This window comes from Vibrio sp. 10N.222.55.A1 (genome assembly GCF_041473835.1).
GTDB lineage: Bacteria > Pseudomonadota > Gammaproteobacteria > Enterobacterales > Vibrionaceae > Vibrio > Vibrio crassostreae_C.
Window position 1 is genome coordinate 38810 of record NZ_JBFRSX010000033.1, and the last position, 17208, is coordinate 56017.

11 protein-coding genes are annotated in these 17208 nt (G+C 45.0%); 1 reads left to right on the top strand and 10 read right to left on the bottom strand.

The features are described from left to right. Positions 1 to 96: 96 nt before the first annotated feature. From purF to fabB, 10 genes are all read right to left on the bottom strand, one after another. A complete protein-coding gene (gene purF / locus AB4493_RS10140) occupies positions 97 to 1611 on the bottom strand; it encodes an amidophosphoribosyltransferase (RefSeq protein WP_017062345.1) in 1515 nt (504 codons plus the stop codon). Positions 1612 to 1645: 34 nt separating this feature from the next. Further along, positions 1646 to 2137 (bottom strand): CvpA family protein, encoded by a 492-nt coding sequence (locus AB4493_RS10145; protein WP_009848678.1) that lies wholly within the window; start codon positions 2135 to 2137, stop codon positions 1646 to 1648. Between the two features lie 61 nt (positions 2138 to 2198). Next, positions 2199 to 2774, bottom strand: coding sequence for an SPOR domain-containing protein (locus AB4493_RS10150; protein ID WP_017063432.1), 576 nt, complete (start codon positions 2772 to 2774; stop codon positions 2199 to 2201). After that, entirely contained in the window at positions 2775 to 4037 is a 1263-nt protein-coding gene (gene folC / locus AB4493_RS10155; RefSeq protein WP_372154943.1) for a bifunctional tetrahydrofolate synthase/dihydrofolate synthase, read from the bottom strand. 42 nt (positions 4038 to 4079) lie between these two features. Beyond that, positions 4080 to 5006, bottom strand: coding sequence for an acetyl-CoA carboxylase, carboxyltransferase subunit beta (accD, locus tag AB4493_RS10160; protein ID WP_017062348.1), 927 nt, complete (start codon positions 5004 to 5006; stop codon positions 4080 to 4082). A 176-nt stretch (positions 5007 to 5182) separates the two neighbouring features. Beyond that, positions 5183 to 5977 (bottom strand): tRNA pseudouridine(38-40) synthase TruA, encoded by a 795-nt coding sequence (truA, locus tag AB4493_RS10165; RefSeq protein ID WP_004734161.1) that lies wholly within the window; start codon positions 5975 to 5977, stop codon positions 5183 to 5185. 194 nt (positions 5978 to 6171) lie between these two features. Further along, positions 6172 to 10854, bottom strand: a complete 4683-nt coding sequence (locus AB4493_RS10170) for a FimV/HubP family polar landmark protein (protein WP_372154944.1) — start codon at positions 10852 to 10854, stop codon at positions 6172 to 6174. 207 nt (positions 10855 to 11061) lie between these two features. Further along, entirely contained in the window at positions 11062 to 12075 is a 1014-nt protein-coding gene (locus AB4493_RS10175; protein ID WP_371713263.1) for an aspartate-semialdehyde dehydrogenase, read from the bottom strand. 12 nt (positions 12076 to 12087) lie between these two features. After that, positions 12088 to 13221, bottom strand: a complete 1134-nt coding sequence (locus AB4493_RS10180) for a 4-phosphoerythronate dehydrogenase (protein ID WP_017062351.1) — start codon at positions 13219 to 13221, stop codon at positions 12088 to 12090. 483 nt (positions 13222 to 13704) lie between these two features. After that, entirely contained in the window at positions 13705 to 14916 is a 1212-nt protein-coding gene (gene fabB, locus AB4493_RS10185; protein WP_017062353.1) for a beta-ketoacyl-ACP synthase I, read from the bottom strand. 56 nt (positions 14917 to 14972) lie between these two features. On the opposite strand from fabB, the gene mnmC reads away from it, so the two are divergent. Then, entirely contained in the window at positions 14973 to 17123 is a 2151-nt protein-coding gene (mnmC, locus tag AB4493_RS10190) for a bifunctional tRNA (5-methylaminomethyl-2-thiouridine)(34)-methyltransferase MnmD/FAD-dependent 5-carboxymethylaminomethyl-2-thiouridine(34) oxidoreductase MnmC (RefSeq protein WP_372154945.1), read from the top strand. The last annotated feature ends 85 nt before the right edge of the window (positions 17124 to 17208 follow it).

Below are 17208 nucleotides of genomic sequence, written 5' to 3' on the forward strand. Positions count from 1 at the left end.
AATCCCCTTCTCTATAAACAAAAAACCAGAGCCGATGCTCTGGTTTTTTATTTTCTGTATCGCTAGCGAAACTCTGTATGACTAACGAAACGCTAGTTAAGCGCCTTCGTTGTGTAACTCTAAGTTAGCAAGATCTTGTTGAATCTCACGCTGAACCTTTGAGTCGTCATTACGCAAAGAGTCTAGGAAATCTAGGTACACTTGGTCGATATCGCCCGTTACATACTCGCCGTTAAATACAGAAGTATCAAAACGAGAGATGTCTTGATTGCCCATGCCCACTGCAGAAATCAGATCTGGTAGCGTTTGGAAAATCAAGGCGTCTGCGCCAATCTGCTTACAAATCGTTTCGTTATCACGACCATGAGCAATCAACTCTGTCGCGCTCGGCATATCAATGCCGTAAACGTTAGGGAAGCGAACCTCTGGAGCAGCTGAAACCATGAAGACCTTATTTGCGCCAGAATCACGAGCCATCTCAATGATCTGCTCTGATGTTGTGCCGCGAACGATAGAATCGTCAACCAGAAGAACGTTCTTACCTTTAAACTCAGAGCGAATTGCGTTGAGCTTACGGCGAACCGACTTCTTACGTTGTTGCTGACCTGGCATGATGAATGTGCGGCCAACATAGCGGTTTTTCACGAAACCTTGACGGTATGGCTTATTGATCGCTTGAGCGATTCGTAGCGCAATATCGTTTGATGTTTCAGGGATTGGAATAACTACATCAATGTCTAAGTCTGCGTACTCTTCTTTAATACGCATACCAAGCATCTCACCCATCTCAACGCGTGCGCTGTAAACCGAGATTTTGTCGATGAATGAATCTGGGCGTGCAAAGTATACAAACTCAAAGATACATGGGTTTAGTTGTGGGTTGTCTGCACATTGCTTAGTGAAAAGCTCACCGTCAAACGTTGCGTAGATAGCTTCACCTGGTGCTACGTCGCGCATGAAGTCGAAACCAACAGCATCGAGTGCTACCGATTCAGACGCAACCATGTACTCTGTTTTACCTTGAACTTCACGCTTACCAAGACACAATGGACGAATACCATGTGGGTCACGGAATGCGATCATACCGTGGCCGATGATCATCGCCGTTACGGCGTAAGCACCACGAATTGTACGATGCACATTTGCCACAGCGCGGAAAACGTCATCTGAAGTTACGTTACCTTTAACAGTATCGATCTCATGAGCTAATACGTTCAGTAGAACTTCAGAGTCAGAGGTTGTGTTTACATGACGACGGTCTTTTTCGAACAACTTCTCACGAACTTCGTTTGCGTTCGTCAGGTTACCGTTGTGCGCCAACGTAATGCCAAAAGGAGAGTTTACGTAGAAAGGCTGAGCTTCAGACGCACTTGAACTACCCGCAGTAGGATAACGAACATGGCCAATACCAACTTCACCTTGTAGGCGCTGCATGTGTTTTGCTTCAAAAACATCTTTTACTAAACCGTTCGCCTTACGCAGACGGAAACGATTGCTTTCTATGGTACAAATACCAGCGGCATCTTGGCCACGATGCTGCAATACCGTTAAAGCGTCATAAATAGACTGGTTTACAGGTGTTGAACCCACGATTCCAACAATACCACACATGTCCTAATCCTCGATTTTTCGACATTAACTGGCGCTAGAGCGCGCCAGATAAGAAACTAGATGTTGCTTGTAAATGCTCGAAGAACGGCGCAATGATTCGACTAAATTCTGGAACCAATTGCGAATTCTTCCACCACTCAGAACTTGGGAATGCAGTAAACGCATCCATGAAAAACAACACTGCAGAAACAATCAAAACACCACGTAAGCCACCAAAGACGACACCGAGGATTCTGTCTGTACCTGACAGGCCTGTTTTCTGAACTAGTTGACCGATGACATAGTTAACTAAGGCACCCACAACTAACGTTGCAACAAACAATGCTGCTATCGCAGTTCCGTTTCGAAACATCTCATCTTCGATATTGGTGAAGTACATCGCTAATTTAGCGTAGTACTGGCTAGCAATAAAAAATGCTCCAAACCAAATAACGAGTGACAAGGCTTCTTTAGCGAAACCACGAACTAAACTGATCACGGCAGAGAAGCCGATCACGCCTAAAATGACAAAATCTAACCAATTCATGAATTCTTCATCTTAAGTTGGCGCGCATTTTAACAGAAAAAATGCTGACGCAAACGTTTTCTTATGGATTTAACGGTTTAAATTTGAGCAACTGGCCTTTTGAACCCGTAATTTTTTCTAATTCCTTAATTTGTCGCTCAAGTTTGGATTTAGAGACATCCGGGCCAATAATTACTCGCGTAAAAGTTTTTTCTTGCTTGGTGTGAGCCTGATAACCGCGCTTTTGCAGATCCTTAACAACGTTTTTTGCGTTGTCAGCATTCTTCAAAGCCATCAATTGAATAATCCAAGCACTGTCTTGGTATTCATTTTTTTCAGGTACCGGCTTAACCACAACTGCCACTTTGTCTGCTTCTTTATCATTAGAAGAAGACGCGGTTTGCGTGTTTGAATTATCAGTACGACCACTTTCAACCACTTGCTCAACCGGAGAATCCGGTAGCGCTATCTGATCTTCAACGGGATCGAGTACTTCAAACACTTCAACATTACTATCAAGCTCAGGCTTAATTGGAATGCTTGCAAACTCTTCTTTGTAGTGGAGCTTCTTACCATCTAGTACATCGGGCAATACAATCACGCCAATGGCCACTAAAATGATGGTGCCGACTAACCGGCTTTGGAATTTACTTGCCATTTAGTTTCCTTTTTTCTGCCAATGCTCCAACACTTCACCCACTGTATGGAAAGAACCGACAACCAACACAACATCGTCACCTTTAACAGAATCTAAAGCCGCTTCAAACGCTGTGACAGGGTTTGAATGCTGTTCTACGCCTTCTGGTAGGCTTTGACACAGTTCAGCGGCTGTCGCAGCGCGTGGCCCTTGCAATGAAGCTGGATACCAATGAGTTGCGATTGGCGCTAATACTTCCAATGTCGCTGGGATATCTTTGTCATGAAGCATGGCGACTACAACGTGTAAATTTTTATCTGCATACTTCTTCGTAACTTGCTGCGCAAAGTACTCAGCAGAATGCGGGTTGTGTGCTACATCAAGCACAATCACCGGTTGTTCGCTAATTTGCTGCATACGCCCAGGAAGCTGCGCATTCTTCATGCCGTTAACCACGTTCACGTCGCTAATACTAAGCTCTGATGTGCCCAATGCCATCAACGCTGTTGCAGCGTTAGGTAACGGCAGGCTTGGAATAGGTAGCGATTCTAGTTGGAATGCACCACTGCGCCAGTTCCACGTATCACCGTCAACATCATAAGTGTATTGAATACCGACTTGGTAGAACTCAGCCTTAATGTCATCAGCGTGCGCTGCAACCGTAGCCGGTGGCTTGGGTTGACCACAGATAGCGGGTTTACCGCTACGATAAATGCCCGCTTTCTCAAAACCAATCACATTGATGTCATCACCTAGCCAGTCAACATGGTCGACAGCCAAACTAGTAATCACGGAAACATCATGCTCAACGATATTGGTCGCGTCTAGACGTCCGCCTAAACCAACTTCTAATAGCACAACATCAACCGCTTCAGTTTGAAATGCACGTAACGCCGCTAAAGTGCCATATTCGAAAAAGCTCAGGCTGATTTCGCCACGCTCTTTCTCAATAAAATCGAAAGACTGAACCATCTTTTCATCAGAGAGATCTTGGCCGTTGATACGAACACGTTCGTTATAGCGAATTAAGTGAGGAGAGCTGTAGACACCGACAGAGTAACCAGCATCCAATAGAATCGCTTCCATAAGGGCACACGTTGAGCCTTTGCCATTGGTTCCGGCAACAGTAATGACGTGTTGAGCAGGTTTGGTGAGGTTTGCCTTAGAGGCGACGGCCTGAACTCGGTCTAATCCAAGATCAATAGCACTGGTGTGGATGTTTGATAAATAATCAAGCCACATCTCCAAAGAGGATGTGGCTTGAGGAATAGGTTGTTGACTCATCTAACTCATAACCATAATTAAGTTGGTTTGTTAGAAGGTACTTTACCCTTTTTCTGGCGCTTCTGGTACTTCATAAGTAGCTTCATTCGGTGAATCGTTCACAGAAACTACTAATGGTGAAGGCTGGTTGGTCATTTTAGCAACAAGGCTTGCAACGCGCTGACGCATCTCACGACGGTCAACGATCATGTCGATAGCACCGTGGTCTAGAAGAAACTCACTACGTTGGAAACCTTCAGGAAGGTCTTCACGTACCGTTTGTTCGATTACACGACGTCCAGCAAAACCAATCAGTGCTTTTGGTTCACCAATGTTGATATCGCCAAGCATTGCCAAACTTGCAGAAACACCGCCCATTGTTGGATCAGTCATTACTGAAACAAAAGGTAGGCCTTTCGCAGATAAGCGCTCTAGAGCTGCACTGGTTTTCGCCATTTGCATTAGAGACATCAATGCCTCTTGCATACGAGCACCACCACTTGCAGAGAAACAAACTAAACCACAGTTGTTCTCAATAGCAGCATCTACCGCTTTCACAAAGCGAGCACCAACAACAGAACCCATTGAGCCGCCCATGAATGAGAATTCAAAAGCACACGCTACAATAGGTAAACCAAGCAGTTCACCTTTCATTGCAACTAATGCGTCTGTCTCACCACTGTTCTTTTGAGCAGCAGAGATACGTTCTTTGTAACGCTTTGAGTCTTTAAACTTCAGCTTGTCTTGTGGCTCAAGATCAGCACCGAGTTCAACACGCTCACCTTTGTCTAGGAAGGTATCCAGACGACGACGTGCTTTCATGCGCATGTGATGGTCACATTTTGGACATACTTCTAGGTTACGCTCTAGTTCTGCATGGTACAGAACCTGCTCACAAGAAGTACATTTAGTCCAAACACCCTCAGGGATAGACGCTTTACGAGATGTTACGATGTTGCTTTTTTCTAAAATCTTTTCAAGCCAACTCATGGAAGACCTTTTTGTTTCGATTCTTCCGCTTGATTGCGAAAGAAATAAATTTGGGAATTATGCGTGGGAATTAAAGCACATAAAACAGCGACTGTAGATAAAAAACTGGTTGTACCTATTTTCTGGCACTATCTTACGCACTAAACCGTAATATTTTTTGAACCTAAGTCTCACATTTAGTTCAAATTGTCCGGCAAAAATAGAGGACCAATTGGCTCTCGTGGTAGCTCAAAATGTTCAGGATAATCAACATCCACAAGATACAAACCTTCCGCTTTTGCAGTTGCGCCGGCTACTTTTCGATCTTTAGCTTCTAAAAGCCACTGGATCCACTCTGGTTTCTGCTCACCTTTACCTACGGCAATAAGGCTACCAGTAATATTCCTCACCATGTGGTGAACAAACGCATTCGCTTTAATATCAATCACAATGTAGTGTCCATGACGAGTCACGTTCAAGTGAATCATGTTTCTCCATGGGCTACGGGATTGACAATGTGTTGCCCTGAACGAAGTGAAATCATTCTCACCAAGTAAGTACTGACCCGCTTCGTGCATTTTTTTCTCATCAAGATGGCCATGATAATGGCTCACGCCTGAATTCAAAATGCCAGGGCGAAGTGCATGGTTAAAGATAATGTAGCGATAACGGCGGGCAGTTGCTGAGAAGCGAGCATGAAAATCCTCATTCACTTCTGTCGCCCAACGAACCGCAATATCTTTTGGCATGTTGGCATTCGCGCCCATTGTCCATGCCACCATTTTACGATCGACATTAGTTTCAAAGTGAACGACTTGTCCCGTACCGTGAACACCGGCATCTGTACGACCTGCGCACATAACTTCTACAGGGTGATTCGCGACAACTGAAAGAGCCTTTTCCAATTCTTCTTGGACACTTTTCACGTCTCGTTGGCGCTGCCAACCAAAGTAGTGGGTACCGTTATATTCAATACCTAAAGCAATTTTCATGTTCTTGTTCTCTTTGAAAATGGGCGAGAAGTATATACGGAAATCAGTGCTAGCCCAAATAGGATGGGGCTAAAACTTCAATAAACAATCAGCATCGACCTAGGCGATGCTTTTGGGAAAGCAAATCAAACAATAGCGCTCTGTATCATCTAAAAATAAAGGGTAGCCAACGCTACCCTTTATGATTTGTTAATTTATCGACCGTTTAACGAATCGATAAGATTTTTTGCCTCTCGACGAATATCATCGCTGCCGTCAACGATTGCCTCTTCTAGAAGCTTAATTGCCCCATGCGAGTCACTCATCTCGATGTAGATTTTAGCCAAATCAAGCTTACCCGCAGCTTCTGCATTACTGTCGACATCATAATTGCCAATATCACCGATAACATCAGGGAATTCGTTGAGACCAACATCCAGTTTAAGCTCTTCATCGTCTGGATTAGTGACTTCTCCACCTTCTCGCTCGACTTGAGCCATCAGTTCATCAATCGTCATGTATTGCTTATCACGACTGCTGCCTGATTCGGTTAGGTTGTCTTGTTGAGCCCAATTCTCTTCTTTGATCTTCGGTTCAGCTTGCTGTTCAGCCGACGCCCAAATCTCTTGTTGGTCGTCAGGCACATCATGATGCATGCTCGATTGTTGCTCTGGCGCTAGGTTAAAGCCTTTCCAGTCTTCGCCACCAACTTCAAGCATGGCATCAATATCTAGCCCTGCACTATCAATCGATGTTGCATCCAATGGCTTATTAAACATGTTGTCGACAGAGTCTTGAACATCTTCAGAAAGCAGCTCAGCTAATGCTGTCTCATCAAAGTCATCAAAGCCTTCTAGTGGTTCGTCTTGAACCGCTGTAGGCGTTGAGTTTAGCTCAGAAGCTGTGCTCAGTGATTCTTCTGGCTGTGTAAAACCAGCCAACTCAGAGTCTTGTGGATTCGAGAAATCTTCAGCCTGACTGAAGCTTTGTGGGTTCGCGAACAAATCATGCAACGCATCTTGCTCTTCGCCTTGTGGGCTGAAAGAAGTCAGTGGTGTTGGTTTCTCTGCAAACGCGTCTGAGATGGCTTCATCTTCACCGTATTCTGGTAAATCAAGCTCATCGAACTCTACGTCTTCATCTTCTGCTACTGGCTCAGCACTGCTTTGCTCAATATCATCTAAAACAGAGTCCGCTTTTGCGCTTTCTTCATCGTACTCTGGAAGATCAAGGTCATTGAACTCGAACTTCTCTGTACCATCAGATAGGTCTTGTTCTAATTGAGCTTCATCCGGCTCACTCACCACTTCAGCTAATGCATCTTCTTCACCGAATTCTGGCAACTCAAAATCATCAAACGAGAACTCTTCTTCACTTTCTGGTTTAGCAGTTTCAGCCTTTGGTGCAGCATCTAGTTGAGGCTCAGCGGTTGGTTGTGATTCAACACTTGGTTGAGAATCAATAGCAGGCGTTATTGGTTCTGATGTTGATTCAGCATCAGCTTCTGCTAGTGCGTCTTCTTCACCGAACTCTGGTAGCTCAAAGTCATCAAACGAGAACTCTTCGTCGTCTTGACCCTGAGCGTCAGTTCGAGGTTCAACATCTAATTGAGGCTCAACAGCAGGCATTACTGGTTCTGGTGTTGATTCAGCATCAGCTTCCGCTAGTGCGTCTTCTTCACCAAACTCTGGAAGTTCGAAGTCATCAAACGAGAATTCTTCTTCGCTTTCTTGTTCTGCCACTTCCGCTTGTGGTGTAGCTTCAACTTGCGGTTCAGCGTCTAACTGAGGTTCAACAACAGGTGTTACTGGTTCTGGTGTTACATCAGTTTCTGCTAATACTTCTGGTGCAGACGTATCGTCTTCAATCAGCCAATCATCGTCTTGCGGCACACCAAATTCATTCGGAATGATCTCTGGCATATTTGCAGCACGAGCTGGCTCTGGCTCTGGCTCTGGCTCTGGCTCTGGCTCTGGCTCTGGCAAGGATTCAACAACATCTTCAAATTGTTCACTACCTTGGATTTTCGGTTCAAAGTCAAAATCAGAAGCTACGTCCGCAGGCGACTCTACATCGTCGATCGCTTCAGCTAACCAGTCTTCAACCGTCTCTTCTTCATATTCAGAGATATCATTTAAAGATGATGGTGAAGCTTGCTCTTCAAAACTAGCAGCAATGTCTTCGCGCTGCTCTTGTACGTCGGCTTCTTTCGGTTCTGATTCTAGTGACGCAGTTTCTTCTTGAACTCGCTCTTCAAAAGCTGGTTTGTCAAAATCAGAATTCTCAGATAACAGCGAGTCGATATCCAGTTCGTCATCTTCAACCGATGATGCAATTTCGTCCGCTGATGCTTGGTTGCTATCTGAAAGAGACGCTTGCTCTAGTTCAACCGTATTTTCAATTGAGGGCTCAACAGGCTCTTCTGTCGCTTGCAGCGAATCATTGTCATCAGAAGTCATTAACTCATCAATCAACGCTTCGTCTGTTGTTTCTAGCGAGTCATCAAGCAAAGCATCCGTTGCCGGTGCGACACCGAACAAGTCATCGATAAAGTCATCACGATTGAAGTTTTCATCATTTTCTGGCTCAACGTCAGATGTTTCTGAGGTTAACGGAGTAAGAGCAACGTCTGAGTCCTTTTCCGGCTCCTCGTTGACGTTGTTAAAACCAAAGGCTGCATCAAGCTCTTTATCAAACGCCTTCTCTTCAGACTCAAGCTCATCTTCAATGCCACTTGTCAGTAAGTCATCAAATGGGTCTAGAGATTCTGATTTTGATGCATCCGCTAAAAGCTCATCATCTGACAATTCACTATCAAGGAAATCATCCAATAAGTCGGTACTTTCGGCGTCGAGTTCGAAATCATCGTCGTCAGAGTCACCTATTAATTCATCCAAGGTTTCCGTGCTGTCTTCTGCGATGTTGAGGTCATCATCGGTCGATAAACCAGAAAGCTCTTCAAGCTCAGACAGAGAATCAAAGCCAAGAGGTTCGCTTTCAGACTCATCATCCGAATCGTCCCCTAGCATCTCATCAAGAAGGTCTGTCGAGTTACTTAGGTCTACGTCATCGCCTGCCAGTTGCTCATCAAGCAGATCAACGCTGTCTTGAGGTTCTTCATTTACGATGGGCTTATCGAACTGAGACAGAATGTTTTCGATATCATCATCAGACGCCAAACCACTGTTTAGGTTAGTGGCAATCTCATCGTCGCTATCGAGGTTGAAAGGGTCATTCGCTTGATCGTTCTGAGCGGCAACCTGAGCAAAGATATCGTCAATATCATCTTCTACGCTAGAAGCCGAAGGTTGAGGGGATTGCTGTTCCGAGATAAGAGCTTCGATATCAAATTCGTCGTTGCTTACATTCTCAGGAGCAGTATCAGTCTGTTGCTCTGAGATAAGCGCATCAATGTCGAAGCTGTCGTCATCTTCATCATCAAGAGCAAACAGATCATCTAACAGAGACTGGTCTAGCTCGTTGGAACCTAGATCTTCAGTTTCACCCTCTTGAGATAACAAGGCTTCAATGTCATCAGCAGACATTGCGTTATCATCAGAAAGGTCAAAGTCAACATCATCACTATCGAGTGCGCTTTCCGCTGTTTTGTCTAGCGCACGTTCCATCTCTTCAAGGCCAAGCGCTTTCTCTTCGCCATTAACACTAATGCCGTTGCTGCTGTCTAAATCTAGATCGTCGAAGTTGGTGTCTAAATCACCGTTTTCGCCAATGCTAGCAAATGGGTCATCGTCTTCACCATCTAGATTGAAATCGAGATCAGATTCATCTAAACCAGCAAAGACATCATCCTCTTCGGCTAGCGCTTGATCGTCAAACAGCTTGTTGGCGTCATCTTCCGTACCAAACAAGTCATCATCTAAAGACAGCTCGTTAAGGTCGTCCATCTCGTCGCCCAATGTAATAGGTGCAACGGTACTTGGTTCTGGCTGGAGCAGTTGTTCTTGAGTCGTCTGCTGTTGCTCATCATTTTTAGAACGACGGCCTAACAGCATCACAACGATCAAACCAATGAGCAGACCTGGAATAATCGCAAGAGCCGCCACTAACCAACCATTCGATAACAGTTCGTCCATGACACTTGGTGCCATCTTTTCAATTTCGGCGTTCTTTCTGCGCTCTTCATCAAGCAGCTTTTCCACTTCGCTACGAATGCGGTCTTCATCACTGAGCTCTGTTTTTAGCTCATCCACTTCCGATTGAACATTCGATAACATCAAACGAAGTTGGTGATTTTTCTCTTCAAGTGACAGCAGTTCAGTTTCTGAAAGCTCTAGCTGCTTCTCTAACTTGTTCATCTCTTGGGTTGGTGCAGATTGAGCTAGAGATGATTGAGTTGGAGACAATGGCTTTTTAGCAGTTTCAGTAGTGCTTACTTGCTTAGCAGGAGTAACATTTTTTGCATCAGAACTCGGCGCTTTGGGTTTTGAAGCGACAGGCTTACTTGCAGGAGCATCAAGCTTAGCAAGATGTGAGTTCATGATGTTGATAGCTTGCTGCGTCGAACTTGCACGTGTTTGATCTAAAGAAGGCACACGTAAATTACTGGCAGGCAGCAGGCTATGGATATTCTGGTTTTCAAACGCTTGTGGGTTTAAGCGATAAATAGCCAACAGGGTTTGTTGGACTGACACGGAGTTATCAGGGCGTAACTTTGAAGCAATAGACCACAATGTTTCTGAGCCGCGAGTTGGACCATAGAAACGTGAAGGCTCAGCGCTATTCGATTGCGCTCTTTGAAGAGGTTCTGAAAACGTAGGCGCTGATTGTATCTGACCATTAGGTCCTACAACTCGAATGGAATCTGCACGAACAACGGAAATCTGAGTCGCAATGATAAAGGCAAAGGGCATTAACCACGGCTTGAAAATTTGAAACATAAAAGGCTCAGCTAGGTGCTTAAATTCGGAAAAGTGATGATCTATTAAATATATCGGATAAATGACGTAAAACTATAGAGATGAAAACAAAAAATGTGTTGCAGCAACAATATTCGCAGCAATTTCACACAATTTGACTAACAATATTTTCAATCGATTAAAAAAGCCCCACTAAAGAGTGAGGCTTGTTTATCAAAGCAATAAAGCTTAGAAGTAATCGCGAATCAGAACTTCAGCGATTTGAACTGCGTTTGTTGCTGCGCCTTTACGAACGTTATCAGCTACAACCCACATGTTCACGCCGCTGTGATGGCTGATGTCGTTACGAATACGACCAACCATTACGTGGTCTTTACCACCTGCATCACGAACTTGAGTTGGGAAGTCTAGCGCTTGGAATACTTCAACACCTTCTGTGTTCTCTAGAAGCTGAAGCACTTGTTCTGCACCGATTGGCGCGCGAGTTTCAATGTGCAGAGATTCTGCGTGACCATAGAATACTGGTACGCGAACACAAGTCGGGTTCACTGTGATTGAAGAGTCAGCAAAGATTTTTTGAGTTTCCCAAACCATCTTCATCTCTTCACGCGTGTAGCCGTTCTCTGTAAATTCATCGATTTGAGGAATACAGTTGAAAGCGATTTGTTGTGAGAACGCTGAGTTTTCAGCTGGCATACCGTTAAGAAGCTTAGCCGTTTGACCCGCTAGCTCATCGATACCTGGCTTACCTGCACCAGACACAGATTGGTAAGTTGAAACGTTAATACGCTCAAGGCCCACTTCATCGTGAATTGGTTTTAGCGCTACTACCATTTGGATAGTCGAGCAGTTAGGGTTCGCGATGATGTTACGGTTACGGAACTCAGCAATCGCTTCAGGGTTCACTTCAGGCACAACCAGAGGAACATCGTATTCGTAACGGAAGCGTGATGTGTTATCGATGACAACCACACCTTCATCAGCCGCAATTGGAGCCCAACGCTCTGAAAGCTCGCTACCTGCAGAGAAAAACGCAATATGTACTTGAGACCAATCGAAGTCTTCTACGTTTTGTACTTGTATTGTTTTGCCGTTAAAACGGGAAGTTTTGCCTTCACTACGTTCACTTGCTAGTAAGTGCATTTCACCGACAGGGAATTTACGCTCTTTAAGTACTTCAAGAATGGTTTCACCAACCGCACCAGTCGCACCTAAAATAGCAATATTAAATTCTTGGCTCATTGTTTCTCTCTTTTATAAAGTTGGCTTTACCATAAAACCGAGTTTAGATAACGGCGTTAAATTACAAGATTCGTCGCCCGTTAACTCGACTGCACTGTACTCTCTGCGGTCCCAATATTCTTTACGCATCTTGTCAAAAGAACCCGGCGTAACGATATTGCGACGGAATAAGGCGTCGTCTTTGCGCACATCATAGATCAACTGAGTCAAATTGTGCAGTGTTGCTTCATCCCAAGCTCTATCTAATTTCATTTGAGGTACAGGCGCTGTCGGCAATAAGTCGCTTGCATACGCACGCTGTTCAGTACCTAAAAATTCACAATAACTGTTGAAGATCATCGTGGTACCACGCGCTTTACCTTCTAAACCGTAGCCCGCTACGTGAGGCGTTGCAAAAGCGAGTAACGGAAGAAGCTCAAAGTCGACTTCAGGTTCAAACTCAAACACATCAAGCACTGCAGTGAAACCATCGGCTTTTTGCAGGCGAGCTTTTAGCGCTTGGTTATCAACCACAGGACCGCGAGCTGCATTAATCAGGATTTGATCAGCACGTAAGTTGTTCAGCACTTGCTCACTGATCAAGTGATGCGTTGGATACTCACCCGTCTTAGTGATTGGCGTGTGTAATGTAATAACGTCTGATTGTTCAAGCAAAGTCTCTAACTCAGTAAATTCGCGAGTATCACCCTCTTGCTGTTTTAGAGGGTCGTTCAGCAGAACTTTGATACCAATACCTTCAAGGCACTTCGCTAAGTAGCTACCTACCTGACCACAGCCGATAATACCAACCGTTTTATCAAAAACAGAGAAGCCTTGCTGTTGCGCAAGCACCATCATCGCACTGAATGCGTACTCAGCAACACCCACCTTGTTACAGCCAGGCGCCGCAGTAAAGAAAATGCCACGCTCTTTCATCAATTCTTGGTCAACATGGTCCATACCAGCCGTCGCAGTACCGACAAACTTCAGCTTATTGGCTTTGCTGATCAATGACTCGTTTACCTTGGTAACAGAGCGAATCATCAATGCGTCTACGTCAACTAGGTCGTCAGCAGTAAGTGTGCGACCAGACTTCATTGTCACTTCCCCTAGCTGGCTAAAAAGCGCTTCAGCGTAAGGCATATTTTCGTCGATTAAGATTTTCATTTGGCGAGTACTTTTGTTGGGGTCTATCGACCTAAATGTGAATTGAAATGATTGTGCAAAATTCCACACACGGTGTCGAGTAGCAATTGGAATACATTATAAATAAAGGGCTGAATCACTGAGTCTGCACAAACAACAGGCATAAGATTCCATACCCAAATCTCAAACGGCTAAAACGAAAAATGCCCGATTGAATAAACAATCGGGCAAACATCCAGAACAAAAGGATCCTATCTCGCTCTCCAGGAGACAGAGTCTTGCGTCTGTTCAACCAGTACTAACCAAAGTCAGTACTGGTCAAGCTCTGGAAACCTTTCAATCTCTAAACCCAGATTTAAAAACTATGTTCAAAAAACACGTTTACCAACCTGCGTCTAAAAACTTTGTTCTGATGGTCATTATTACTGGGTGACCTGTGCGTGTTGAATCGGCACTAGCGCAACCCTTTAACGATTAACCTTGTCTCTGTAACTCAAGCTTAAGTTAAGCTTGGTACTTTTTGATTACTAGCGTTGCGTTCGTACCGCCGAAACCAAAACTGTTAGACATAACTGTAGTTAGCTCTTGATCACGAGCTTCAGTTACGATGTCTAGGCCAGCAGCAGCTTCGTCTAGGTTCGAAACGTTAATGCTTGGAGCGATAAAGCCGTTATCTAGCATTAGCGTTGAGTAAATAGCTTCGTGTACGCCAGCAGCACCTAGAGCGTGACCTGTCATCGCTTTAGTTGCAGAAATTGCTGGGCTGTTGCCACCAAATACTTCTTGGATAGCGCCTAGCTCTTTAACGTCGCCAACTGGAGTTGAAGTACCGTGAGTGTTCACGTAATCAACGCCATCAACGTTTTGCATCGCCATCTTCATACAACGAACCGCACCTTCACCAGAAGGAGCAACCATGTCGTAGCCATCTGAAGTTGCGCCGTAGCCTACGATTTCACCGTAGATTTTTGCGCCACGAGCAACAGCGTGCTCAAGCTCTTCGATAACTAACATGCCGCCGCCACCAGAGATAACGAAACCATCACGGTCTGCATCGTAGGTACGAGAAGCCAGCTCTGGCGTGTCGTTGTACTTAGTAGAAAGTGCGCCCATTGCGTCGAACATCATAGTCAGAGACCAATCCAGTTCTTCACCGCCACCAGCGAATACAACGTCTTGCTTACCAAGTTGGATAAGCTCCATTGCGTGACCAATACAGTGTGCAGATGTCGCACATGCAGAGCTCATAGAGTAGTTCACACCACGGATTTTGAAAGGAGTTGCTAGACAAGCAGAAACCGTAGAAGCCATTGTACGTGGAACCATGTATGGACCAACGCGCTTCACGCCTTTCTCACGGATGATGTCTACCGCGTTTACTTGGTTTAGAGATGAAGCACCACCTGAACCCGCAACGATACCCGTGCGGTCATTAGATACTTGATCTTCAGTTAAGCCAGAATCAGCAATTGCTTGCTCCATTGAAAGATAAGCGAATGCCGCTGCATCACCCATAAAGCGCATTTTTTTGCGATCGATATGGTCAGCAGGGTTCATTTTTAGGTTACCCCATACTTGAGAGCGCAAGCCATTTTCCTTGAACTGCTCTGAAGCGGTAATACCAGATTTACCCTCTTTCAGTGATGCTAAAACTTCTTCGACGTTGTTACCGATACTTGAAACAATACCCATACCGGTGATTACGACTCGTTTCATGTGACATTCCTATAATTCTAAATTCAGCTAGATGATAACTAAGAAGCCTAACAAAAGTGGTCAGCTTTCCTAGAAATTCGTACAATCCCTACCAACATATCGCTTCAAATCACAAAATGATAGATTTTATGACTTCAATTACTAATGCAGAACTGGAATGGAATGAGTCTGGCACGCCAGTTTCAGACCAATTTGACGACGTTTACTTCTCCAATGTTAACGGTTTAGAAGAAACTCGCTACGTCTTTTTAAAGCAAAACCACCTTCCAGAGCGTTGGCTTGAACATGAACAACGCCGCTTTGTGATTGCTGAAACCGGCTTTGGCACAGGTTTGAACTTTCTTGCAGTTTGGCAATGGTTCGATGCTTTTCTTAAAGATAACCCACAAGCGATGACCAAAGAGTTACATTTCATCAGTTTTGAAAAATATCCTTTAAATAAAGAGGATCTCATCAAAGCACACCAATCGTGGCCAGAATTAGCCGAGTATGCGACGCAACTCCAAGAACACTACCCTATTGCTCTACCTGAATGTCACCGCATTGTGCTGGGCGACGGTGCAATCACGCTTGATTTGTGGTTTGGCGATATTAAAGATTGCATGCCCAACGTACCAACCCCGCGTGAAGGTTTGGTTGATGCTTGGTTCTTAGACGGTTTTGCTCCGAGCAAGAACCCAGAGATGTGGAATCAAAACCTATTCAACGGCATGGCTAAGCTCGCTAAGCAAGATTGTAGCTGCGCCACCTTCACCGCTGCTGGCTTTGTTCGCCGTGGCTTAATTGAAGCTGGCTTTGAAATGAAAAAGGTCAAAGGCTTTGGTACTAAGCGAGAAATGATCGCCGGCCGACTTGGCGAAAAGCACGCTCACACCAACATCAAACCTTGGTATGGCCTCGCTCAACACACTGAATCCCAAGACATTGCGATCATTGGTGGTGGTGTCGCCAGTGCTGCATTAGCCAAAACGCTAAGCCGTCGTCGTAAAAACATCACCCTTTATTGTGAACATCCACAAGCTGCGGGCAATGCCTCAGGTAACAACCAAGGTGCGATTTACCCGCTATTAAGCGAAGCGACTTCGAACGTGTCTCGCGTGTTTGGCCCGGGATTACTGTTTGCTCGTCAATTTATTAATCAAGCGGCTCAGTCTATTCAATTTGATCACAGCTGGTGTGGCGTGAACATCTTGATGTGGGATCAAGGCTCCACTAAAAAGCTCAACCGCATGTTGGAAGGCAACTTCCACACCGACCTGATTCAGCGTTTATCGCCAGAGCAAGCCAACGAAAAGATTGGCTTACCCGTCGATAAAGAGAGTGTTTACTTTCCGCTGGGTGGTTGGTTAAGCCCTCTTCAACTGACTCAAGGCTTGATTGGCAAGCTAGAAGAGAGCAACCAAGTGAGCGCACACTATCAACATCAAGTAACGCAACTTGAGTGGCTCGAAGCTGAAAAACAATGGTTACTGACGATTGAGGCACCTCAAGGTGAGATTCAAACTAAGCACGACCAAGTAGTTGTCGCAAACGGACACAAGTTCACTCAGTTTGAACAAACTCAGCCAGTACCACTGACTCCGGTTAAAGGCCAAGTGAGCCATATTCCGACCACGGAAAATCTCAGCCAGCTAAAAACCGTGTTGTGCTTTGATGGCTATTTGACGCCACAGAACCCCAACAATGGTCATCACTGTATTGGTGCGAACTACGACAAAACCAATATCGACCAAGAATTTGATATTGAGGTTCAGCAGCACAATGGCGAGCGCCTACATGGGTCACTACCAGACCAAGCATGGACAAAAGATGTCGATACCAGTGACAACTTAGCGCGCCAAGGTATCCGAAGCGTAAGCCGTGACCACCTTCCGTTTGTCGGAAACGTTGGTGACTTTGAAGCCATTAAGGAGCAGTACCAAGATCTCCACAACTTCAACCCGCAGCGTGACTCGGTTGAGGATGTAGAAACGGTAACAAGCTTCCCTAACCTTTATTGCTTTATCGGACTGGGTTCACGTGGTTTGAGCTCTGCACCATTATTGGCTGAAGTATTAGCATCACAGATCTGTGGCGATCCGCTGCCCTTGCCTGTTGATGTGCTTGAAGCGATTCACCCAAGTCGAATGTGGGTACGCAGACTGCGTAAAGGTAAGGCATTAACGGCTGGATGGGTTGCTGACAAGCATTCTAAATCAAAGCCGTAGTTTCTAGTTCAGCTATTTTGAACATCTGAAATTTCTGAATATCTGAAACTAATAAGTTAAAAGCTAAAAAGCCCGAGTTCATTGT